We start from the raw sequence: 21,791 nt of genomic DNA, 5'->3' as shown, positions 1-21,791 counted from the left end.
TGGGCTGGCATGAGCTGAGGGGTCCATCCCGAAAGCCCCGGCGAGACGGACCGTCTGAGATGGCCTTCTTCAGTTCAGGCAACTCTTCGTGCAGGTCAAAGCCTTTCCACCCGCTCCCTTCAGGGTGGTGGGGGCGGGCTCGGTCTGGCCGGTACCAGCCAGGCGCGCGGGGGGTGGGCATAGGCCAGCGCGGCCGCGTTCAGTTGCTCGGCCGCCGCAAAGGCGGGAAACCAGGCGTACTCGGCCGTCAGGGCACGCAGGCACTGCGCGCCGGGCACCGAGTAGGGGGGACCGGCCTGGCTGGGGCGTTCCGGAAGGTCGTCACGCGACAGCCAGCCGACCGCCCGGACGAGCGTGAGGCTCAGCCCGTCGGCATGCCCGTACTCGCTGAGGCCACGCGCCGCCACCCCCCAGCTTCCCGCCGGGTCCTGCTTGGCCGCCCAGTGCGTGAGCGGATGCGCGTCGGCAGGTTGTTCCGCCCAGTTGACGGTATCGGCGCTGGGCCGCAGGTCGGGGCGGCTCACCGTCACGCCCGCGCTGTCGGCCAGGCTGCCGCGACCCGGTCCCGGAAAGTGGACGCGCAGGCGGTGGTCGCGCGCCGTGTTGGTGAAGCTCGTGCTGAACTCCACATGCCGCGCCGCGGCCCACAGTGCCACGCGGGTGCGGACGAGCAGGCTCACGGTCGCGGGACTGCGCGCGTCGCGTTCGGGCGTGAGGCCCTCGGGCAGCCGGAGTTCGTAGACAAGGTCCAGGCTCTGACGCACCGGGCCGCGCTCGGCCACCTCGGCGCTCAGCAGCCGCGCACGGATCGGCGCTTCAGGGGTGGCACTGAAGGTGTAGGTGTCGCCCCGGTCGCCCACGTCGTGCAGCGCGTGCAGCCCCGGCCAGACGCGGCCCGTTTTGCGCTCGGTGACGCGCAGGGTGCCGTCCTGGTGGTCCACCTCGACCACGAGATGCGCCCCCAGCAGCCTGGCCGTCCCGGCCCCCTCGGCGGGGAGGTCGGAGGCCGCCGCGAGGTCGAGCGCCTGCGCGGGGGCCGTCCCGGCGAGCGCCGTAGTGAGCCGCGCGCGGGTCTGGTAGACCCGCAGCTCCACCGTCCGCACACCGTGCGCGATGGCCTCGGCGAGCAGCGCGTCGGGGGCGGGGCAGTCCGGGGCGCGCGGCCCCTCGTCCACCTCGGCCCGCAGGTGGGTGCCCGCGACGGTCCAGCTCAGCCAGCGCACCGGATGGCGGTCCTCCAGTTGCTCCAGCCACTGGGGCAGCTCGCTGGCGGGACCGGCGAGGGTGCTCACCAGCGCCGAGCGGACCGCCCCGAGCTGGGCGGGCTGCCCCCCCACCCGCGCGGCCCCCCCGGCGACCTCGGCGCGCGCCAGCAGCAGCTCGGTGTCGAGGAAGGCGCCCGCGTGCGGGTTCAGCACCAGCAGGCGGCCCGCGTCAGGGCTCCCGGCCAGCCGCGCGAGGGCGTCGCGCTCCAGCTCCTCGGCGATGCCCTCGGCCTGCTGAAAGCGCACCTCCATCTCGTCGTGAACCTCATCCACGCTGCACCCGCAGATGCTGTCGTGGGGGTGGTTGCGCACCAGCAGCGTCCAGGCGCGGCGCAGGTACGCTTCCGGGGGTGCCCCGCCGGAGGGGGCGGCGCGGGCGAGCAGCGGCTCGGCCGTGAAGCGCAGCCGGTCATCGAGGGCGAAGTTGCGGCGCTTCAGGTACAGCCGCGCCGAGAGCGTGCCGCTCAGCAGCGGGTGACGCGCGCCGCTGCGCAACTCGCCCTGGTAGACGGGCAGCGTCAGGTGCTCCGCGCGCACGGCGGCGAGGTAGGCGTCGTGGTCGGAGAACGTGAAGGGCGCCCCGACCGCCCCGATCAGCTCCGGCACGAAGGGCTGCGGGCGGCTGTGGTCCGAGCCGAGTTGCAACAGCAGCTCGTGGCCGCGCGCCTCGGCCTGGAGTGCGCCCAGCGCCGCCCGGAGTTGCGCCCGCGCCGCCTGCGGGTCTTCCGAGAGGGTCAGGCCGTAGCCGATGGGCTGCCGGTGCGCCACGACCGCCTCGCCGCCCGGCGCGCGCCAGCAGAACAAGTCGCCGAGGGCGGCGACCTGGGGGTCCGGGCCGCGCGTGAAGATGGCCGCGCCGATGCCCCGGCTCCGCAGCACCGCGGGCAGATTGGCGAGGTGCCCGAAGGCGTCGGGCAGGTATCCCGCCATCACCGGCTGGCCACCGAGGCGGCGCACGAGCGCCATGCCGAGGTCGAGGTTGCGCCGCAGCGCCTCGTCGCTCACCAGAAATTCGTCAGGCTGCACGTACCACGGCCCCGCCCGCAGCCGCCCGGAGGCGAGGTGGCGGCGCAACTCCGCCTCACGCTCGGGGCGAATCTCCAGGTAGTCCTCCAGCACGATGGCCTGCCCGTCGAGCGTGAAGCGGTAGTTGGGGTGGGCCTCCAGCAGGGCGAGCACCGCGTCCATGGTCCGCACCAGCCGGAAGCGGAAGCGCTCGGCGCTGAGGTACCACTCGCGGTCCCAGTGGGTGGTACAGACGACGTGAACGTGCAGCGGGGCGGAGGTCACGGCCACACCGCCCCGCTGAGCGCCCGCACCCGCTCGGCCACGTCCTGCGGGCGGACGTGCTGCGGCCAGCGCTCCCGCGCCAGCCGGGCCTGCTCGGGCGGGGCCAGCGCCGTGACCTCCGCCCGGTAGTAGGGGGCCGGGTGCCGGGCGAGCGCGAGCTTTCCGCGCAACGGCCCGCCGAAAGGAACGCGGCAGATCACCTCGCGCCCGGCGTACACGCACAGGGTTCCGCCCGGCTCCCCCGAAACGTCGTAGTGCAGGTGGTCGCCTTGCAGCGCGAGGTCGATCAGCGGCCCCCCGGGCGCCTCCGAGACGCAGGTGCGGCCTGCCAGGATGCCCGCGTAGAGGTCGTTTCGGTGGGTTCCGGCGGCCTTGATCCAGGTGGTCGGCGAGCCCACCTGCACGAGGGGGTCGCCCAGGTCCGGCCAGGCGTCCGGCTGGTGGCGGTCACTCCCGCCCACGGCGGGCAGGCGCACGCCCCGGTCGAGCAGCCCCAGCCACTTTTCGCGCGCGATCCAGTTGAGGGCCAGCCAGGGACCGTTCCAGACTTCCAGGGCGTCGAACTGGTCCTCCAGCCCCCAGGTCCAGTCGCAGCTCGGGCAGGTCGGGACGGGGTGGGCCAGCACGGTCAGCAGCCGGGCACGCGCGGCGGCGTCGAGCGCCGCCCGAATGCCCCGGGCGTCCGTGATCCTGAACTCCAGCTGCGGGCCGGGACCGTGCGCCACGAAGTGCCCGTGGTAGGTCGTGACCTCCTGGGCCGGCAGCAGCAGGGCGTCCCCCAGGTGCGGGTGGTGGCTGACGGTGTTGTGGTCCGCCACCGCCACAAAGGCCAGCCCGCGGTCACGCGCGGCGGCGGCGAGCTGCGCCGGGCTGCCTTTCGCGTCGGAGTGGAAGGTGTGGGCGTGCAGGTCGCCGCGCACCCAGCGGAGATCGCCTTCCGGGTGCAGCTCGACCCTCACCGTGACCTGCGCGCCCCCTGGCGGGACGTGGTAGAGGCCCAGCAGCACCTGATGTTCGCCCGGGCGGAAGACCCCCGGCGTGTAGCCGGGCGTCGCGTCCGAGGTCGTGACGGTGAATTCGCGGCGCGCGCCGCCGCTCCAGCCGCGCACGCCGAACTGGTCGGCGTAGCCCAGGTCCACCGTGGCCGTCCCGGGTGTCACGCTCTGCTGCACCGTGACCCCGCGCGTGCCGGGCGGCACCGTGAAGGGCAGCGCCGGGTAGGGGTCGCGGCGCGCGTCCTCGGGGGAAAAGTGCCGCTCGACGACGAGGGCGCTCACAGGCGCACGCCCCGCTCGTCGAACAGGACCGCCCGGCCCCACTCGGGCTGGAGCGTCACCCTGCCGGAGCCGGGCGGCTCGGCCTCGCCAGGCAAGCGCACCGCCACGGTTTCCCCAGCGGTCTTCAGCATCAGGATGGTTTCGGCGCCGAGTGGCTCGACCGCCAGCACCTCGCCGGAGAGCTCGCCCGCCGGGTCGGGCCGCAGGTGTTCGGGCCGCAGGCCGAGGGTGAGCGAGCGGCCCGCCAGGTCGGGGCGCGGCGTGTGGGGGCGCAGCAGCGAGTCGCCGCAGCGCCAGCGGCCCGCGCTTTCCAGCGTCACGGGCAGCAGGTTCATGGGCGGGTTGCCGATAAAGCTCGCCACGAAGGTCGTCGCGGGCCGCCGGTACACGTCGAGCGGCGCGCCGACCTGCTGCACCACGCCGCCCTGCATCACCGCCAGGCGGTCGGCCAGCGCCAGCGCCTCGACCTGATCGTGGGTGACGTACACGACCGTCATCTTCAGCTCGCGCTGGAGGCGCTTGAGAAAGGCGCGCGCCTCCAGCCGCAGCTTGGCGTCGAGGTTGCTGAGGGGCTCGTCGAAGAGGAACACGTCGGCGTGATGCACCACCGCGCGCGACACCGCCACGCGCTGCTGCTGCCCGCCCGACAGTTGCCCCGGCCGCCGCCCCAGCAGCGGGCCGAGCTGGAGCTGCTCGGCCACGGCCGAAACGCGCTCCGCGTAGGTCGGGCCGCGCACGCCGCGCACCTTGAGGGGGTAGCCGATGTTGTCCTGAACGCTCATGTGCGGGTACAGGGCGTAGTCCTGAAAGACCATCCCCACGTTGCGCTCGGCGGGGGGCAGGCCCGTCACGTCGCGCTCGCCGATCTGAATGCGGCCCGCGCTGGGCGCCTCCAGACCCGCGATCATGCGCATGGTGGTGGTCTTGCCGCAGCCCGAGGGCCCCAGCAGCGCGAAGAATTCGCCGTCCCCGACCTGGAGGTTGAGGTCCTGTACGGCGACGGTGTTTCCAAAGCGTTTCTCGATGCCGCGAAGGGTCAGTGGCGCCATGCGTTCATCCTTTGATGCCCCCGAAAAAGCGAAAGCCGTAGCGCCAGTTCACCCACAGGTACAGCAGCAGCACCGGCAGCACATACAAAAAGGAGTAGGCCGAAACCAGGGTCAGCACCGGCTGGCCGTTGTCGTTGTAGAACTGGTAGGCCTGCACGCTGGCGGGCAGGTTGCTGTTGGAGCGCAGCAGGATGTAGGGCGTGAGAAAGCTGCCCCACACGCCCACAAAGGCCCACACGCCGACCACCATCAGCCCGGGGCGGATCAGCGGAAAGATCACCTGCGGCAGGTACTGCCAGGGCCGGGCGCCACACACCGCAGCGCTCTCCTCGTAGCTCTTGGGCAGCGCGTTCACGAAGTCGAGCAGCAAGAAGATGGCGGTCGGCAGCAGCCCGCCGGTCATCACCAGGATCACGCCGAGCTGGGTGTCGATGAGGCCCAGCTTGAGGATGATGTTGTAGATCGGGACCATCGCGACGGTGCCGCTCACGACCGACGAGAACATCAGTAAGACCGCCGTGAAGGCGCGCGCGCCCGGCACCCGCGCGCGCGACAGCGCGTAGGCGGCCAGGGCCGCGACGGCGACCGTCAGCAGCATGCTGCCGAGCGCCTGAATGCCGCTGTTGAGGAGGCCGACCACGGCGTCGTGGTTGCCCAGCACCGCCCGGAAGTTGGTCAGGCTGGGCGGGCTGGGCAGGACCGTCGCCAGGGTCGCGCGGGCGTTGAAGGGGGCCAGCACCAGCCACAGACAGGGCAGCGCGAAAAAGGTCGCCAGCAGGGTCGTGACGACCCCGAAGGCCAGCCGCGCCGCGACCTCACGCCCCCGCACGCGGCTCCCTTCGGCGGGCCGCCAGCAGGTACACGGCGGTCAGCAGCAGGTTGAGCAGCATCGTGAACATGGCGATGGCCGTGCCCAGGCCCCAGTCCCCGAAGCGGAAGGCGACCCGGTAGGTGTGGATCGCGACGATGTCGGTCTTGTTGAGCGGCCCGCCCGCCGTGATGAGGTACGGCCCGAAGGTGTTGAAGGTCCACAGCGAGATCAGCACCAGCGCCGAGAGCAGTTGCGGGCGGATGCTGGGCAGCGTGATGTCCCAGAAGCGCCGCCAGGGCCCCGCGCCGCTCACTGCCGCCACCTCCAGGTACGACGGCGGAATACTGGCGAGCGCCGCCGAGAACAGCAGCATCGAGAAGGCGGTGCCGCGCCAGATGTTGAACAGGATGATCGCCGCGAGCGGGTGGTCGAGCGTCCAGTCCGGCGAGCCGAGGTGCAGCGCGCGCAGCAGCACGTTGAGCAGCCCAAAGTCGCGGTCGAGAAAGGACAGCCAGCCGAAGGCGACCGGCACCTCCGGCAAGATCCAGCACAGCGTCACGAGGGTAAAGACCACCTCCCGCCAGGGGCCGCGCTGGCCGTGGAACAGCAGCGCGAGCGTCAGGCCCAGCGTGACCTGTCCGGCGAGCGATCCGAGCGAAAAGATGGCCGTCACGATCAGCGAGTAGCCGAAGCCGCCGGGCAGCCAGGTCGCGGCGTCGAACATCCGCGCGTAGTTGCTCAGCCCCACGAACTGCCCCTGGGCGTTGGCGCCCAGCAGGCTCTGGTTGGTAAAGCTGACCGCCACGATCCAGGCGAAGGGGACGAGCAAGAAGAGCGCGATAAAGGCGAGGGCGGGCAACAGGAAGCCCACCCCCGCGCGGGCGCTGAGCAGGGCCGGAGGGCGCGCCGCTGCCGCCCTGCGCGCGCGCGGCAGTGGAACGCTCACCCCCGGCCTCCCCGCGCGCCACGCTTACCGTTCGGGCGCAGCATGATCGCCTCCGCTCACTTCAGCTCGGCCGTCTTGTCCGCGCCCACGATCTGCTTCACGGCGGCGGCGTAGGCGTCCATGGCCTGCTGCGGCGTCATCTGGCCGCTCACGACCCGCTCGGTCATCAGCTGCGCCTGCTCGCTGACCTTGTTGTACGCGGGCAGCATCGGGCGGGTGACGGTGACCGGCAGCAGGGTGGTGGCCATGTTCTGCATCACCTTGTCACCGGGAATCGCCACGTCCTTGCGGATGCGGATGCGCGGTTCGAGCTTCTGGTAGGCGTCGAGCATGTCCTTGCTGCTCATGGTCGAGAGCAGCGTCCAGGCTTCCTGCGGGTGTTTGCTGTTGGGGTTGATCAGGTAGCCGGTGCCCCCCGAGATGGTCACGTAATTCTGCTTCCGGATGCCTTTCCCGGGGGCCTCGGCGGGCATCCGGGTAAAGGCCACCACCTGGTCGCGGTTCTTGAGGCCCGAGGGGTCGAGCGGGTTCAGCACCGAGCGCCACAGGTAGTCCCCCTCGAGGAGGATGCCGAGCTTGCCGTCCGCGAAGGCCTTGAAGCTGAGGTCGCGGCCGTTGGGGATGAGCTGCCAGCGCGCGTCCCCGAGCTTGTCGTCGAGGTACACGGTCTTGTAGAAGTTCAGCGTGTCGAGGATGCCGGGGGACTTCACCACCCACTTTTGCTGGGCGGGGTCGTACATCTGGGTGCCGGTGCCGAGCAGCAGCATGTCGTAGCCCTGCATGGTGGTGGCCTCGCCCATCGCGGTGCCCGCGTTGATCTGTAGCGGCGTCACGTCCGGCAGGGCCTTTTTGAGTGCGCGCGCGGCGCTCAGCACGTCGTTCCAGCTCCTGGGAGTCCAGGGCACCGGCAGCCCGGCCTGTTTGAAGAGGTCGCTGCGGTAGTAGATGCCGCGCACGTCGGTGCCCTGCCCGACGCCGTAGAGCTTGCCCTGATAGCCCAGGATGCCCTGCAACCCGCTGGGAATCTGCTTCCAGCCGTCCCACTGCAAGGCCTCTTTGCCGACCACCACGTCGAGCGGTTTGATCAGCCCCGCCGCCACGAACTCCGGCAGCCAGAAGCCGTCGAAGCTCAGGATGTCCGCGCCGCGCCCCGCCTTGAGGTCGAGCGCGTACTGCTGCTTGGTGGCCTCGGCGCTGCTGGCGGTGTTCTGGTAGGTGACGCTGAGGGTCTTGCCCTGCGGCGCGAGCACCTTGTTGACCGCCGGAATGACGCTCTGGTCGAACCACTGCTTGGCGATGGTGTTGAGGCCGCTGACCGTGAGGTTGACGTTCTCGGCGAGGGCGGTGCTGCACAGCGTGAGGGTCAGGGCGACGATCTTCGCGTACTTCATACGGCCTCCAGGGTGGTGAGCAGGCTCACCGGGCGAGGAACGAAACTGCACGGGGGCGGACGGCGAGCTGTCTCAGCGGCGCGTGCTTTCGCGCGCCACGAGGCGGTGCGGAACGGTCAGCAGGGGAGGGGCATCCACGTTGCCGAGGTGGTCGAGCAGATGTGAAGCGGCGACCTCGCCGAGGCGGGCCGCGCCGAAGTCGATGCTGGTGACCTCCGGGTCGAGGTAGCCCGACACGTCGTTGCCCATGCCGACCACCCCAACGTCCGGCGCGCGGCGCCCGGCACGTTTGAGGGCCTTGAGCAGCGCGGGCAGCAGGGCGTCGTCGGTGACGATCAGGGCGTCGTGACCCGCGCGCAGGGCCGCCTCGGTGAGGGCCATGACCTCCTGGGGCTGGCCGGAGGTGCCGAGCAGCGGCGCGTCGGGGTAGCTGCCGCGCAGGCCGAGCAGGCGGTCACGGGTGAAGGTGCGGCGCCCCGGTCCGAGCAGCGCGGGGCGCGCGTAACCGGCCGCGCGCAGATGTGCGCCGAGGTCACGCCCGACGGCCAGGTTGTCGGTGTCCACCTGCGCGGCCCCCACACAACTGCTGCGGCCGACCACCAGCAGGGGCACGCCGGACTCGCGAAAGACGGTGTACTCCTCGGCCTCGCGCGGGTTGAGCAGCACAAAACCGTCGGCGCTGCCGTTGCGCAGATGGGGCCGCAGGTCGTCCCACTGGTCATCCCGGATCACCGAGAGCGTCACGCGGTACTGACGCGCGCTCGCCGCACGGGCCGCGCCGCCCAGAAAGTCGCTCAGAAAGCGGCCCACACCGCCGTCGTCGGTGACGTGGACGACGTGCAGGGTGAAGCTGCGCCCGACCGAGAGGCTGCGGGCGCTGAAGCTCGGGGTGTAGCCGACGCGGCGACAGTGTTCCAGCACGCGCGCACACGTTTCGGCGCTGACGCGCGCGTCACCCTTGAGCGCGAGTGAAACCGTCGCCGTGGATAGGCGCAAATCCTGGGCCACTGTCCGAATCGACATGCCACCCCCTCTGTTTAAACCGGTTTAAACAGAGCGTAGCACAAGTGGGGGCGTACCTGCTTCCGCTTCCCGTCTGCCGTCTGAGGCGCGGGAAGCGGGGCAAGTTTCCAGGGGCAGGGTGGGGCTGTGGTACCCAGGGTGACGTGCACGGGTACAAGCTCCATGCCTGGGTGACGCCTGCGGGTGAAATCGTCCAGGCCCTGCTCAAACCCGCCAACCTTCACGGCACCACCGGCGGTGACGAGCTGAACCAAAGGTGGCCGGAGTTTGGCGGGCCGAAAATGATCGGGGACAAGGGGTACCGCTCCCTGGGGGAGGTGTTCCTACCCAAGAAAAACACGTGGTACGACACCGGGGGGTGGGTAGATCGCCACCCGAAGCGAAACCGTCTTCTCCCAACTGGTCGAAGCCCAGATTCGCTCCGTTCAAACCCAGACCCTTGCTTCCCTGCGCTTCCGTGTCATCCTGACCATCCCCGCTCACAACCTCGCCCAGCCCTCAACGGCGTTTGGCAGAACTCCCTTTCGAAACAGCCTCTCAGAGCTGGTCGGCGAGCACGTCTATCCGGCGCAATCCGGTGTGAATCTGCTCGAGCACCGTCAGGATGTCAAGGTGCACGCTGCTCGACCGCTGTGCCTCTTCCGACGCCACCAGGCGATACAGGTGCAGCATCCGCTGATGTGCAACCTCCGCCGAGAAGTGCGGGCCCGACTCATTCGGGGCGTTGCGCAAGGTGAGCGCCGTGAACGTGGCGTGCATTCGTTCCTTGAGCTCCAGGGCCAGCACGACCAGCTCCCGACTCCCCTCGGGCGCGAAGCGGCTGCCGTGCGCATGGAGCTTCAGTGGCTGGCGCGCGAGCCGCTTGCACAGGTCCGCGATTGCCTCGAGCTCCGAGGCCGTGCCGAAGAGCGCCACATAGCGCGCGTGAGGCTGTCCTGCACCCAGACGGCCAAGGTACAGCACGACTGCGTTCACGAGGTCATCGACAGTGTTCTCCCTGAGGGAGAGCTCGGCATGCGTGGTTTCGCCCTGGAGGGCCTTTGTCGCCAGCGCATACATGCTCTCGACCTCCTCGCTGATGCGCAGCACTTCGCGAAACGCCAGGCCGTAGGCCAGTTCTGGCCGGTCCAGTGCGTCCGCCGAGAGATAGCGCGGCGTGTCCTCGCTCGGCGGGGTGGGGATGAGGCGTTGCAGCAGGCGGGTGACGCTGCGTCCGAGGGGCAGGACTGCGAGCAGCACGAGCAGGTTGAACAGGGTATGCGCGTTTGCGATCAGCCGTTCGGGGCCCGCGCCAAGCCGGGCGAGGAGGTGCATGAAGCTGTTCAACACCGCGAGCGTGGCGAGCGCGCCAATGGCCTTTACCCCCAGGTGGCCCACGGCGACCCGGCGCCCATCCACGGGGCCGTGCGCGCTGACCAGGACCGCCGAGAAGGTCGTGCCGACGTTCGCGCCGATCACCAGCGCGACGCCCTGTTCGGCGGTGAGCAGCCCCCCACTGACGAAGGCGAGCGCCAACGTGGCCGTGGCGTTGCTGCTGTGCACGAGCGCGGTGAGCACCAGCCCAATGGCGGCCAGCACCAGTGGGCTTTGCGCGAGGGCCGCGAGCACCTGCGCGAACAGCAGGCTGCCTCTCAGCGGTTGCAGTGAGCCGAGCATGGTGTCGAGGCCCAGGAACAGCAGCCCGAGCCCGATGGCAATCCGGCCGAGCCGGCCCTGGAGGAGCCGCGGCCAGGACAGGAGCAAGCCCAGGGCCAGCAGCGGCATGGCGAGGTGCGTGATCTTGAAAGCGAGCAGCTGCACCGTCAGGGTGCCGCCCACGCTGGCGCCAAGCGCCACGGCGAGCGCCTGGCGCAGCCCGAGCACACCCGCATCCACGAGCGTGATCGTCAGCACCGTGACGAGCGTGCCCGATTGCGCCAGGGCGGTGACGAGCGCGCCAGTCAGGGCCGCTCGAGGGCCGGAACGGGTCGCGCTGGCGAGCAGGCGGCGCAGCCTTGGCCCGAGCAGGAGTTGGAGGTTCTCACCGACAAGGCGGACGCCGAACAGAAACAGTGCCAGCCCGCCGAGCAGGAACAGCATGGCGGCGGTTATAACACGCCTGAACGTCCGGATGGGACCCAGGTGCCTTGCCCCCTGTCCGCCCCAATGGATTCATTCCAAGCGGTCGGGGGCATCGCCCGGTCACGTGACGGGGAGCCGCTCGAGCAGGTCAAGGTCATTGCTGGTGATGCCGTCGACGCCCGTATGAATGAGATGCCGCGCGATGTGCTCGTGATCGACGGTCCACGCGAGCAGCGCGACGCCGTGCGCGCGGGCCGCCCGGACGAGGCGTGGCCCGACTGTCCGCCAGTACACGGTGAGCGCGTCAATGTCCGGCAGCCGCTCGAGCTCCTCCTCGGGCCGGGCGTAGAACGCGGCCCCCGGCGTGAGTGACGTGGCGACGTGAGGAAGCGCAGCCTTGAGCCGCGTGAGCGTGTCCAGATACCCGCCGCATACCAGGACGTTCCGGAGGTCCGCCTCACTTAGGGCGTGGGCGATGGCGTCGTGGAGGTCTGGGGCTTTCAGGTCGATCATGAGGCCCGTGTGGGGCCGCGCGACCTCGATGGCTTCCGGGAGTGTCATGATCGTCCCGTCCGGAATGCCGAGCGCGCGCAGGTCGCGCAGGTCATGCCGAGCGATTGGATAGGCGCCGTCCGGCGTGATGAAGTGCTCGTCGTGCCAGAGCAGCAGGTGCCCGTCACGCGTCAGGTGGACGTCGACCTCGACGAAATCGACGGCGGGGGCCGCGGCGGCACTCAAGCTTTCAAGGGTGTTGTCCGGCGCGCGGCGTGGGGCGCCCCGGTGCGCGGTCCGCAGGACACGCTGTTGCAGGCGTTCGCGCAGGTAGGGCGCGTCCGTACGGTACGGGCCCCTCATACAGGTTCGGCGGCGCACGCCTCGCTCACGAACTGCCCGCCCGCGTACATCAGGACGCGCGCGACCCGGACGTGATTCCCCCGCACGGGCTGTCCCTTGCTGACGAACGCCGTGACCGTGACGCCCCCACAGTCGAGGATCAGCTGGCGGTAGTGCCCCAGGTCGATCTCGGACATGACGCGGCCAGGCACCCCCTCGGTTCCGAGCTGCACGTCCTCTGGCCGGAAGGCGACACGGAGGTCCTTGCCAGCGGACGCCGAGGCCGGGAGATCCGTGAGGAACTCGAACCGGCCCGTGCGGACGGTGCTGCCCGTCTGCGTGCCCGGAAGGACGTTCATCTCCCCCATAAAGCGGGCGACGAATTCGGTCGCGGGGCGGGCGTACAATTCGCCGGGCGCCTCGACCTGCTGCAACACGCCGTCGTGCATCACGGCGATGCGGTCCGCGACGGACATCGCCTCTTCCTGGTCGTGCGTGACGAACACCGTCGTGATGCCGAGTTCCTTCTGGATGGCGCGAATCTCCTGACGCAGCTGCACGCGGAGTTTCGCGTCCAGGCTGGAGAGGGGCTCGTCGAGCAGCAGCACCTGCGGTTCGATCACGAGAGCCCGCGCGAGCGCGACACGCTGCTGCTGGCCGCCCGACAACTGCGCGGGAAAGCGCTTCTCCAGGCCTTGCAGGCCGACGAGGTCCAGCGCGCCCGCCACCTTGCGGCGAATCTCGTCGGCGGGCACGCGGCGCAGCTTCAGGCCGAACGCGACATTGTGGAAGATGTTCATGTGCGGCCACAGGGTGTACCGCTGGAACACCAGCGCGGTCGGCCGGGCTTCGGGGCCGAGGTTCAGCACGCTGCGCTCGTTGATGCCGATGTCGCCCGCGTCGGGGGTGATGAAGCCTGCCAGCATCCGCAGCGTGGTGGTCTTGCCGCACCCGCTGGGGCCGAGCAGGCAGATGAGTTCGCCGCTGCCCACGCGCAGATTCAAATTCGCGACGGCTGGACGCTGCCCGTAGAGTTTGGTGACGTTCGTGAATTCGACGGTGGACACGTCATCCTCCTTTGAAGCCAGCAGCGAGGTACCCCCCCAGGAGGTACTTGCGGGCGAGGAGCAGCAGCACGACCGACGGCAACGCCAGCAGCACGCTGAACACGGCCCCGACCGGCTCCGGGTAGCTGGACACCAGGGTGTACATGAGGATGGGCAGGGTCGTGATTTCCGGCGCGCCGACCACGAGCGTCGCCTGGGATTCGTCCAGCGAGCCGAGGAACGTCAGGATGACCGCCACGATGATGCCGGGCATCGCGAACGGCAGCGTCACCGTGAAGAAGACCTTGAGTGGGCTGGCGCCCAGGTCACGCGCGGCCTCCTCCAGCTCGCGGGGCACGGCGGCGAAGCTCGCCGCGGGAATCCACGTCATGTACACGAGCGTGTTGATGAGTTGCACGAGGACGACGCCCCAGAAGGTCCCGATGAGATTCAGCTGGAAGAAGAACGCCGCGATGACGATGTACAACCCGATCTTCGGGAAGGCGTTCGACGCGAGCAGCGAGACGTACAGGACGCGCTTGAGGGGGAAATCGAAGCGCGCGAACGCGTACGCGGCGGGCAGGCACACGGCGGCCGAGACGAGCGTGACGGTCGGCGCCGTGAGGGCGCTCCAGCGGGCGGCCTTGCCGATGTCGGCGTTCGTGAAGATCCAGCTCCACCAACGCAGGCCGAACTGCTGCGGGATGAGCCCGGGGTAATTCCAGCGTTCCGCCACGGCCCACAGCAGCAGGCTCACGAGCGGCAACAGCAGGAAGGCGCCGAACACGGCCAGCATGATGATCGTCAGGGCCTTCCGGAGGGGGGGGTAGTGCCAGAACCAGCTGGTCGGCTTCATGCCGCTCCTTGCTGCCGCCGGGTGGTGGCGTACACGTAGAGGTAACCGGCCACGGCACACACGAGGAAGCTGAACACGGCGAGCGCCACGGCGATCTGCTGCTGGCGGAACGCGCTGAAGTTGAGCTGCATGCTCACCCCCAGCATCTGCGGCGCGTTGCCGCCCAGCAGGTACGGGATGGTGAAGCTGCCGAACACGCCGATGAAGGTGAAGGTCAGCACGATGAGCAGCGGAATGAAGTTCAGCGGCAGCAGGATCCGCCACAGGATCACCCAGAAGCTGGCCCCCGCGTCCCGCGCCACCTCGACCTGCTCCTCTGCCACGCCGTCAAGGCCGCTGGACAGCATGAGCACCGCGAAGGGAATACTGACCCACAGCTGCCCCAGCACGATGCCCCAGCCCGCCCCGATGGGCGAGTGGTACGGCAGGCCCATCCGGTTGAGGGCCGCCTGAAACACCCCGTGATCCCCGTAGAAGATGGTCAGGGCGTATCCGGCGATGATGGCGGGCACGAACATGGGAATCAGGTACAGGGTGCGCACCAGCCCGGACAGGCGTCCCCGGTTGAAGCGGGCGTACAGCGCGAGGGCGTAACTGACCAGCGTGAGGAGCGTCATCGTCGCGAAGGTGACGAAGAACGTGAGGCCCAGGTTCTGGGTGAACGACCGCGTGGCAAACAGCCGCCTGAAAACGGCCAGGGTGGGCGTGTCGCTGCGGATCAGGTTGAGGCTGCTGTTGTACGCGACGTTATCCGCCGGGACGATCCCGAGCGAGAACGTGACGGCCTGCCAGGCGGGGATAACCACCAGGAACAGCAGGACCAGCGTGGGTGGCGCGACGAGAAGGAGGCCGACGAGGGCCTCCTTGCTGCGCGCCCGGCTTACTGCCGACCAGCGATGCGCTCGTACCATAGCCGGTTCATGTCGCTGTTGAACTTGCTGCTGAAGTTGAAGCTGAAGTCCTTCGCGATGGAGCCGTACTTCGTCTGGACTTCTTTCGGCATGTACTGGAGGCGCACGCCGGGATAACCGTTCATCTGGTCAGCCACGATGGCCTGCACATCCGAACTGAGCAGCCAGTTCAGGAAGTCGTACGCCGCCTGCTTGTTCTGGCTGTCCTTCGACACACCGACGTATGACGAGCCGCCGTAGAACGCCGGGCGGATCTGCACCAGCTTGATGTTGGGCGGCAACAGGCCCTGCTTCATGTAGCTGAGCGCCTGGTCCGACCAGACGGGACCCATGGCGATGGCCCCCTTCCCCAGGAGTTGCAGTGTCTCGACGTTGTTCTTGCTGTACTGGCCGCCGTTGTACAGGTTCGGGGCAAGCTGCTTGAGCAGCGCGAAGCCCTTGTCCCACTGTTTTTCCTTGCTGGCGTCGTAATCCGTTTCGAAGAATGAGGACGAGGCCGGATCGATTCCGAGGCGCAGGATGCGCGTCACGAAAGCGTTGCCGCTCCCACCCGAGTCGGGTGCGTTGTACGTGAATTGCCCGGGGTTCTTGTTGATCCAGGCGATCAGGGCGTCGAGCGTTTGGGGCGGGTTCTTGACGCGGTTACTGTCATACGCCAGCACGACGCTGCTGCCACGGTAGGGCACCCCGTAGGATTGTGCGCGCGCCAGCGTGTTGGGTTCCACGCGGCTCAGGAGGGGAACCTTCCGGGTGTCGAGTTTTTCCAGCAGGCCAGCCTCGCCAGCGTCGGGCACGTTGCCTTCCAGCAGGTCCACGCCTGAGGGCTTGTTCGCCTTCTGCGCACCTGCCATACGGTCCAGGGTCGACTGCGAGGACGTGCCGTGCGCGGAGAACACCAGGTTGATCTTGATGTTCGGGTGCGCCTTCTGATACATGGGAATCAGCGTCTTCTGCCACAGATCCTGCACGTTGACGTCACCCTCCGAATAGAAGTTGAGGGTGATGGGTTCGTTCTGAGCGGCGACTTGCGGGCCGACACTCGCGAGGAGGAGAGCCGTGACGAGCCACGGTGCTTTTGACCGTCCCCATGCTGATTTTTTCATAATGTGTCTTTTATGCTAGCACAATGAAACGCCTTCTGCTACAAGCGATCAAACTGGGCGTCCACGATGGTAAACGCCACCTTCATTATTCGTTTGCGTGCCCCTCCGGCGCTCAGTTCATGCGTATCGAATTTGTCTTCGGGCCGCTCCATGCCGGAAACCTCCGGAACATGGTCAACCTCACCGTGCGCGACCCGCTGGGGTTCCGGGGCACGGGGCACCGGCAGGGCAACCGGCACATCGTCGAACTTGGCCCCGCGCACGCCACCCCGGGGTACCTCGCAGGCCCCCTGCAAGCCGGTCGCTGGGAAGTGATCCTCCACACGCACCTCCTCCTGAGTGACGTCCGGGGTGAACTCCGCGTCGACATCGATGACCATGAGCGTCCGCCGTTCGAGTCTGGCGCTCCGAACCTGCCCGCCGTCCGGCCTCCCGAACCGGGCAGCTGGATGATGGGCGACTTGCACTGCCACACGAACCACTCCGACGCACGCTGGACCCCGGCTGAGCTTGCCCTCGCGGCCACCGAACGCGGCCTCCAGTTCCTCGCGGTGACGGACCACAACACGACGAGCGCCCGCGAGCCCCTCCGCGCGCTCGCGCCAGGGCTGCTGCAACTCCCAGGCATCGAACTCACGACCTATTACGGCCACGCCGTGATACTCGGCCTCCCCGATCTGCACGACTGGACGAGGCTGACCATCCACCGCGGCATGCGTGAGCTGGCCTCGCACGTTGCGCACGAACGCGGGATCGCCGTCATCGCCCACCCGCTGCGCGCCGGTGACCCCATCTGCACCGGATGCACGTGGACGTACTTCGACTGGCGGCCAGCCGATACGACGCACCTGGAAGTGTGGAACGGGCCGTGGGACGGCGCCCACAACACCTCCGCCCTCGAGCTGTGGTACTCGCTCCTCGCCTCCGGCCACCGCGTCATCGCCACCGCGGGCACCGACGCCCACGGACCCGCCTACCACCCGCAGCACGGCTTCACGTGCACCCCCGCCACGAACGACGCGGCCACACTTCTCGAACAGCTCCGGCGCGGCGAGACGTACCTGAGCCGCCAGAGCAACCTCACGTTCGCCGTGCACACGCCCGCCGGGCCCGCCGGACTGGGCAGCTGCGCCCCGGCGGGGCGGTGGACGGCCACGGTAAGCTGGCGGGACCTGCTGCCCGGCTCCACCCTGCACGCCGTGAGCGACGGACGACGCGAGGTCATCCCCGTGGAACACACCGGAAGCCACACACTCCACCCCACGGTCCACCGCTGGTTGAACTTCGAGGTGCGCCTGTCAGACGGGAGCCTGCACGCCCTCAGCAATCCCGTCTTCGCGCAGCAGGCGCCGCTTGCTTGACGAGCGCACCCTGCCCGCGAGGTACGCGCCTGCGGGGAGGGCCGCGCGCGTGCTCGTCATCGTGCCTGCCGCGATGCTGTTCCGCTTCGTGCAGGGCCTGGTCGTCAAGGGCATCACCGCGGGAGCCGTAAACGGCTGACCTGGCATGATGGAGAGGGAGACGAACCCCATGACGTTACGAATTGGCTTGATCGGCGCGGGCAACCGCGGAATTGACGTGTATGGCACGCATCTGCTTGACCAGCGCGAACGCGCACGCATCGTCGCGATTTCCGATCCGCGCCGTGAACGCCTGCTGCACGGTGGGCAACTGCACAGCGTCCCGGCCGCGCAACTGTACGGGGACGCGGCGGCATTCTGGGCGGCGGCGCCGAACCTGCGGCTTGACGCGGTGATCATCGCGTCGCCGGATGACACGCACCACGCCCACACCCTGCACGCGGTCGCGCTGAACCTGCCGATCCTGCTGGAAAAACCCATCGCGAACAACCCCGCGCACATTCAGGACCTGCAAGACCGCCTGCGGAACTACCGCCCGCCCGTCATCATCGCGCACGTGCTGCGGTACACCCCGTTCTTTCAGGTCATCAAGACGCTGCTGGACGAGAAACGCATCGGGCAGCTGATCCACATCAACCATACCGAGAACATCGGCTACTGGCACTTCGCGCACAGCTACGTGCGTGGCAACTGGCGTCGCCACGACACCGCCAGCCCGATGGTGCTCGCCAAGTCCTCCCATGACCTCGACATTCTCCGCTGGTTCGCGGGCGCGCCCGTGCGCGACCTCAGCGCGTACGGCGCGCTCCACCACTTCAAGGCCAGCGAAGCGCCTGCGGGCAGCACCGCCTACTGCCTTGACGGCTGCGCTGTGGAAGCGGCCTGCCCGTACTCTGCACGGAAGATCTATCTCGAGCGGTTCGGAGCGGAGCGCGACTGGGCGGCCTGGCCGAACAACGTCGTCACACTCGACTCGACGCCGCAGGGCGTTCGAGCGGCCCTTGAGGACGGCCCGTACGGCCGTTGCGTCTACCGCTGCGACAACGACGTCTTCGACACGTACAGCATCAACCTGCAATTCGAAAACCAGGTCACCGCGACCTTCACCCTCACCGCGTTCACGGAAGCCAATACCCGCACCGTGCATCTGGTCGGAACGCACGGCGAGATTCACGGGCATATGGCGAAAGGCGAAGTGGTCGTCGCGGATTTCCGTCACCGGACGCAGGAGGTGATCACCTTGAGTGACGTGACCAGTGACGGGCACGGTGGAGGGGACCGCGCGCTGCTCCTGAACTTCATTGACCTGCTCGAGCGGTACCGGCGCGGTGAACTGGTCACCAGCCTGACGGCGTTTCACGAGGCGCTCGACTCGCACAGCATGGCGTTCCGCGCACACCAGGCAGCTTCTCGAAACGCTCGCCTCGGCCCTGTGAACTGATCGCTTCACCAGCGGGATCGGGGAGAACTGCGCCTGGCTGTCGCAGGCCCCCCGAGGCCCTACGGTGCAGCCTGACAACCACAAACCGCCGCCCACACCTCTCGCCGTGGGCGCCTCGCCGTTTCTGTCGAGGAACCAGCCCCGCCGCTCACTTCTTCGCTCACCCGTATTCCCGGTGATCCGTTTGTGGCGAGGCCAGACGCTGGCGCACGGCAGAAAAACCAGCCTGGCGGCTCTCATACAGCCCCGGCCAGCGTTCTCTCCCCCCCGGGAACACTCTTCGACGGCTCAAGGTCGGGGTGCGTCATAATGGTGCCGTCCTGTAGAGCCGATCTGCCGACTTCACGTCCACCGTTTTGCTCTCGTCCGACTCCATTCCCGCAAAGGCTGGTGGACCATGTTCGAAATCCGTCTCGCCTCACCTGCCGACCGGGCGGCTCTCTACCGCATCTGCCTGGAAACCGCCGACAGCGGAGCGGACGGCACGCACCTGTACCAGGACCCGCTGCTGGTCGGTCACCTCTACGCCGGACCCTACCTGGAATTCGCGCCCGAGTACGTCTTCGTGCTGGAAGACGACGCCGGGGTGTGCGGCTACGTGCTCGGCGTGCTCGACACCTCCACCTTCGAGACGCGCCTGGAACATGATTGGCGTCCCGCCCTGCGGGCGCAGTACCTGGACCCGGTGAATGTGCGGCCCCAGGAGCGCACCCCGGACGAGGGTCTGATGCACCTTATCCATCATCCCCCTGTCCCTGATCCCGGGGTGCTGAGCGAATACCCCTCGCACCTGCACATCGACCTGCTGCCCCGTGGGCAAGGGAAGGGTCAGGGACGCCAGCTCTTGGAGCGCCTCTTCTCAGCGCTCCGTGAGGCGGGTTCACCGGGCGTCCACCTGGGCGTGGGGGGCCGGAACACACGTGCCCAGAGCTTTTACCGCCACCTGGGCTTCAGCGAGTTGCGGGGCTTCTCTGATGGCGGGCTCATCCTGGGCTTGAAGCTGTAGCTGCGCCCGCCCAAGGAGTAGGCCTGGCCCGGTCGCTGGGGTGCAGGAGGCCCGGTGGCGGCCATCCGAAAAGCCGTCAGGGGCAGGTTGGCGGCCAGGTAGAGCCAGCCTTCTCGGGTGGGTAGGTACGTTAGGCCGGACGCCCAGACCGGGAAGGTGTGGGTGCTGTCGGTGGTTCGCACCCAGCGGCGCTTTCCCTTGGAGATCGTCTTCTTCGCCAACTGTGGTACCCACTCACCGACACTTCGAGCGCCCGGCACATGATGTCCAGGCGGTATTGCTCTCAGTGAGTGTGGATGAATCGGTACCTCAGTGTGTGGTTTCTTTGGCAAAGCAGGCCGCCACTTTTTTCGGGGTTTCTCGCTCCTGCTACAAAATCTCGTTCTCTTTGCGAAGTCTTTGAATCTCTTGCTGCCTTGGGGTCAGGACCTGTTGCCCCTGACCAGGGAAGGCTGACTCCCCCTTCTCCCGCTCGGCGTTCATCCACTTCCGGAGCAGGGAAACGTTGATGCCCGGGTCTCGGGTAGTGCCCGAGAGGTTGCTGCTGGTTCGGGCAAGCTGTACAGCAGCATCAAAAGCCTGCCACCTGCCCGTCGGTCCGGCTCTCGGTGCCGCCCTCCAGCACTCCCGTCTCAGGGTTGCGCCAGATAATCTGTCCCCGGCCGAAGGAACCGGGCTCCAGTTGTACCCGGACGTCGTGTCCACGTGCCGCCAGTGCCCGCGCCAGGTCAGCCCCCAGGGCGTATTCGACCTCCACCGCCTTGCCCTGGAGCCACTGCCAACGGGGAGCATCGAGGGCCTGTTGCGGATTCATCCCGTAGCGGACGGTGTTCAGGACCACCTGGACGTGGCCCTGCGGTTGCATGAAGCCGCCCATCACACCGAAGGGACCGACGGGGGTGCCGTCCGCCCGGGACAGGAACCCGGGGATGATGGTGTGGTAGGGCCGCTTGCCGGGCGCCAGGGCATTGGGGTGCGTGGGGTCGAGGTGGAAGTTGTGCCCCCGGTTGTGCAGGGCGATGCCGGTGCCGGGGACGACCACCCCGCTCCCAAACCCCATGTAGTTGCTCTGGATGAAGCTCACCATGTTCCCTTCCCCATCGGCGGTGCAGAGGTACACCGTCCCGTGCGCGTTCGGGTCGCCCGCCTGGGGCAGCAGGGCCTCAGGGCCGATCTGGGCACGGCGGCGCGCGTGGTAGGCCGGGTCGAGCAGCTCCTTCACCGGGACGCGCACGTGCTGCGGATCGGCGACGAAGGCATGGGCGTCCGCAAACGCCAGTTTCATCGCCTCGATCTGGAGGTGCAGGCCCTCGGCACTGTCCCGCTGATCCGGCAGGGGCAGACCGTCGAGGATACCCAGGGCGATCAGGGCGGCGATGCCCTGGCCATTGGGGGGAATCTCATGGACGAGGTGGCCCTGGTAGCACGTCTGGATCGGCTTTACCCACTCGGAGCGGTGGGCGGCCAGGTCCTCCCCGCGTAGCAGTCCTCCGGAGGCGCGAGCATGGGCGTCGATGCTCTCGGCGAGGTCGCCCTCATAGAAGGCCGCGCCCCCCGTCTGCGCGATGGCCTCCAGTGTGCGGGCGTGCCCCTCGCTCCGCCATACGGCACCGGGCACGGGCGTGAAGCCGTCCGGCGCGAAGGTGTCAAACCAGGCCTGGAACTCGCGGGTGCCGCGGGCCTGAAAGGCGCGGATGGCCCGCCGCCAGTTGCGGGCCAGCACCGGAGAAAGCGGGTAACCGTTCCGGGCATACCCGATGGCGGGCGCGAACAGACGTTCGAAGGGGAGTCGTCCGAAGCGGCTGTGGAGGTCCGCCCAGGCACGCGGCGCGCCGGGCACCGTGACCGGCAGCCAGCCATGCGTGGGCAGTCCGCCGTCGGGGAGGACGTCGTGGCTGAGCTTGCGCGGGGCGCGGCCCGAGCCGTTGAGGCCGGAGAGCTTCCCTCCGCTCCAGACCAGGGCAAAGGCGTCCCCGCCGATGCCGTTGCTGGTCGGCTCCACGACGGTGAGGGCGGCGGCGGTCGCAATCGCGGCGTCGATGGCGTTGCCGCCTTCACGCAGGACGAAGAGTCCGGCCTGGGTGGCGAGCGGCTGGGACGTGGCGACCATCCCGCTGCGG

General features: G+C 68.7%; 18 protein-coding genes and 2 pseudogenes. 5 read left to right on the top strand and 15 right to left on the bottom strand.

Features of this window, described 5'->3' with window-relative positions:
- Positions 1-119: 119 nt before the first annotated feature.
- From E5F05_RS02780 to E5F05_RS02755, 7 genes are all read right to left on the bottom strand, one after another.
- Positions 120-2,555, bottom strand: a complete 2,436-nt coding sequence (locus E5F05_RS02780; protein ID WP_171029488.1) for a glycoside hydrolase family 38 N-terminal domain-containing protein — start codon at positions 2,553-2,555, stop codon at positions 120-122.
- Positions 2,552-3,832 (bottom strand): CehA/McbA family metallohydrolase, encoded by a 1,281-nt coding sequence (locus E5F05_RS21130; protein ID WP_171029487.1) that lies wholly within the window; start codon positions 3,830-3,832, stop codon positions 2,552-2,554. The genes E5F05_RS02780 and E5F05_RS21130 overlap by 4 nt, the downstream gene beginning before the upstream one ends.
- Positions 3,829-4,881: an ABC transporter ATP-binding protein gene (locus E5F05_RS02775; protein ID WP_138223683.1), complete on the bottom strand. Its 1,053-nt coding sequence runs from the start codon at positions 4,879-4,881 to the stop codon at positions 3,829-3,831. Before E5F05_RS02775 ends, E5F05_RS21130 begins: the two co-directional genes overlap by 4 nt.
- Before the next feature lie 4 nt (positions 4,882-4,885).
- Complete coding sequence (locus E5F05_RS02770; RefSeq protein WP_138223682.1) at positions 4,886-5,710, bottom strand: carbohydrate ABC transporter permease; 825 nt, start codon at positions 5,708-5,710, stop codon at positions 4,886-4,888.
- Positions 5,697-6,638 (bottom strand): carbohydrate ABC transporter permease, encoded by a 942-nt coding sequence (locus E5F05_RS02765; protein ID WP_212744536.1) that lies wholly within the window; start codon positions 6,636-6,638, stop codon positions 5,697-5,699. Before E5F05_RS02765 ends, E5F05_RS02770 begins: the two co-directional genes overlap by 14 nt.
- Positions 6,639-6,694: 56 nt before the next feature.
- A complete protein-coding gene (locus tag E5F05_RS02760; protein ID WP_138223681.1) occupies positions 6,695-8,029 on the bottom strand; it encodes an extracellular solute-binding protein in 1,335 nt (444 codons plus the stop codon).
- 72 nt (positions 8,030-8,101) lie between these two features.
- Positions 8,102-9,052 carry a LacI family DNA-binding transcriptional regulator gene (locus E5F05_RS02755; protein ID WP_138223680.1) on the bottom strand — a complete coding sequence of 317 codons (951 nt, stop codon included), beginning with the start codon at positions 9,050-9,052 and terminating at the stop codon, positions 8,102-8,104.
- A gap of 59 nt (positions 9,053-9,111) precedes the next feature.
- Between E5F05_RS02755 and E5F05_RS02750 the strand changes: the two are divergent.
- A pseudogene (locus tag E5F05_RS02750) lies at positions 9,112-9,550 on the top strand (transposase); the annotation flags it as partial.
- A gap of 39 nt (positions 9,551-9,589) precedes the next feature.
- Here E5F05_RS02750 and E5F05_RS02745 read toward each other — a convergent pair.
- The 6 genes from E5F05_RS02745 to E5F05_RS02720 form a co-directional block, all read right to left on the bottom strand.
- Complete coding sequence (locus tag E5F05_RS02745) at positions 9,590-11,131, bottom strand: Na/Pi cotransporter family protein (RefSeq protein WP_138223679.1); 1,542 nt, start codon at positions 11,129-11,131, stop codon at positions 9,590-9,592.
- Between the two features lie 102 nt (positions 11,132-11,233).
- Entirely contained in the window at positions 11,234-11,968 is a 735-nt protein-coding gene (locus tag E5F05_RS02740) for a glycerophosphodiester phosphodiesterase (RefSeq protein WP_146719896.1), read from the bottom strand.
- Entirely contained in the window at positions 11,965-13,014 is a 1,050-nt protein-coding gene (locus tag E5F05_RS02735; RefSeq protein ID WP_171029486.1) for an ABC transporter ATP-binding protein, read from the bottom strand. Before E5F05_RS02735 ends, E5F05_RS02740 begins: the two co-directional genes overlap by 4 nt.
- Before the next feature lies 1 nt (position 13,015).
- Complete coding sequence (locus E5F05_RS02730) at positions 13,016-13,849, bottom strand: ABC transporter permease (RefSeq protein ID WP_138223677.1); 834 nt, start codon at positions 13,847-13,849, stop codon at positions 13,016-13,018.
- A complete protein-coding gene (locus tag E5F05_RS02725; protein ID WP_138223676.1) occupies positions 13,846-14,760 on the bottom strand; it encodes an ABC transporter permease in 915 nt (304 codons plus the stop codon). The genes E5F05_RS02730 and E5F05_RS02725 overlap by 4 nt, the downstream gene beginning before the upstream one ends.
- The gene (locus E5F05_RS02720; protein ID WP_138223675.1) at positions 14,730-15,863 is read right to left on the bottom strand and encodes an extracellular solute-binding protein; all 1,134 of its coding nucleotides are present in this window, start codon (positions 15,861-15,863) and stop codon (positions 14,730-14,732) included. Before E5F05_RS02720 ends, E5F05_RS02725 begins: the two co-directional genes overlap by 31 nt.
- A gap of 119 nt (positions 15,864-15,982) precedes the next feature.
- Here E5F05_RS02720 and E5F05_RS02715 point away from each other — a divergent pair, with 119 nt between their 5' ends.
- The 4 genes from E5F05_RS02715 (at position 15,983) to E5F05_RS02705 (ending at position 19,671) form a co-directional block, all read left to right on the top strand.
- A complete protein-coding gene (locus E5F05_RS02715; RefSeq protein WP_138223674.1) occupies positions 15,983-17,224 on the top strand; it encodes a CehA/McbA family metallohydrolase in 1,242 nt (413 codons plus the stop codon).
- A complete protein-coding gene (locus tag E5F05_RS21125; RefSeq protein ID WP_171029485.1) occupies positions 17,217-17,363 on the top strand; it encodes a hypothetical protein in 147 nt (48 codons plus the stop codon). Before E5F05_RS02715 ends, E5F05_RS21125 begins: the two co-directional genes overlap by 8 nt.
- A 30-nt stretch (positions 17,364-17,393) precedes the next feature.
- The gene (locus E5F05_RS02710; RefSeq protein WP_212744535.1) at positions 17,394-18,665 is read left to right on the top strand and encodes a Gfo/Idh/MocA family protein; all 1,272 of its coding nucleotides are present in this window, start codon (positions 17,394-17,396) and stop codon (positions 18,663-18,665) included.
- A 397-nt stretch (positions 18,666-19,062) separates the two neighbouring features.
- Positions 19,063-19,671, top strand: coding sequence for a GNAT family N-acetyltransferase (locus E5F05_RS02705; protein ID WP_138223673.1), 609 nt, complete (start codon positions 19,063-19,065; stop codon positions 19,669-19,671).
- Positions 19,672-19,699: 28 nt separating this feature from the next.
- Here E5F05_RS02705 and E5F05_RS02700 read toward each other — a convergent pair.
- A pseudogene (locus tag E5F05_RS02700) lies at positions 19,700-20,238 on the bottom strand (transposase); the annotation flags it as partial.
- A gap of 4 nt (positions 20,239-20,242) precedes the next feature.
- On the bottom strand, positions 20,243-21,781 hold the full coding sequence (locus E5F05_RS02695) for a gamma-glutamyltransferase family protein (protein ID WP_138223764.1): 1,539 nt from the start codon (positions 21,779-21,781) through the stop codon (positions 20,243-20,245).
- Positions 21,782-21,791 lie beyond the last annotated feature (10 nt).

The sequence above is a fragment of the Deinococcus metallilatus genome (assembly GCF_004758605.1).
Classification (GTDB): Bacteria; Deinococcota; Deinococci; order Deinococcales; family Deinococcaceae; genus Deinococcus; species Deinococcus metallilatus.
Note: the sequence above shows the minus strand (reverse complement) of the source record. Positions and strands in the feature narration are given on the sequence as shown.

Bases quoted from the DNA above. Each gene is read 5' to 3' on its own strand.
- E5F05_RS02775 (WP_138223683.1), bottom strand. From the start codon at position 4,881: ATGGCGCCACTGACCCTTCGCGGCATCGAGAAACGCTTTGGAAACACC.
- E5F05_RS02760 (WP_138223681.1), bottom strand. From the start codon at position 8,029: ATGAAGTACGCGAAGATCGTCGCCCTGACCCTCACGCTGTGCAGCACC.
- E5F05_RS02755 (WP_138223680.1), bottom strand. From the start codon at position 9,052: ATGTCGATTCGGACAGTGGCCCAGGATTTGCGCCTATCCACGGCGACG.
- E5F05_RS02745 (WP_138223679.1), bottom strand. From the start codon at position 11,131: ATGCTGTTCCTGCTCGGCGGGCTGGCACTGTTTCTGTTCGGCGTCCGC.
- E5F05_RS02740 (WP_146719896.1), bottom strand. From the start codon at position 11,968: ATGAGGGGCCCGTACCGTACGGACGCGCCCTACCTGCGCGAACGCCTG.
- E5F05_RS02730 (WP_138223677.1), bottom strand. From the start codon at position 13,849: ATGAAGCCGACCAGCTGGTTCTGGCACTACCCCCCCCTCCGGAAGGCC.
- E5F05_RS02725 (WP_138223676.1), bottom strand. From the start codon at position 14,760: ATGGTACGAGCGCATCGCTGGTCGGCAGTAAGCCGGGCGCGCAGCAAG.
- E5F05_RS02720 (WP_138223675.1), bottom strand. From the start codon at position 15,863: ATGAAAAAATCAGCATGGGGACGGTCAAAAGCACCGTGGCTCGTCACG.
- E5F05_RS02715 (WP_138223674.1), top strand. From the start codon at position 15,983: ATGCGTATCGAATTTGTCTTCGGGCCGCTCCATGCCGGAAACCTCCGG.
- E5F05_RS02710 (WP_212744535.1), top strand. From the start codon at position 17,394: ATGACGTTACGAATTGGCTTGATCGGCGCGGGCAACCGCGGAATTGAC.
- E5F05_RS02705 (WP_138223673.1), top strand. From the start codon at position 19,063: ATGTTCGAAATCCGTCTCGCCTCACCTGCCGACCGGGCGGCTCTCTAC.
- E5F05_RS02695 (WP_138223764.1), bottom strand. From the start codon at position 21,781: ATGGTCGCCACGTCCCAGCCGCTCGCCACCCAGGCCGGACTCTTCGTC.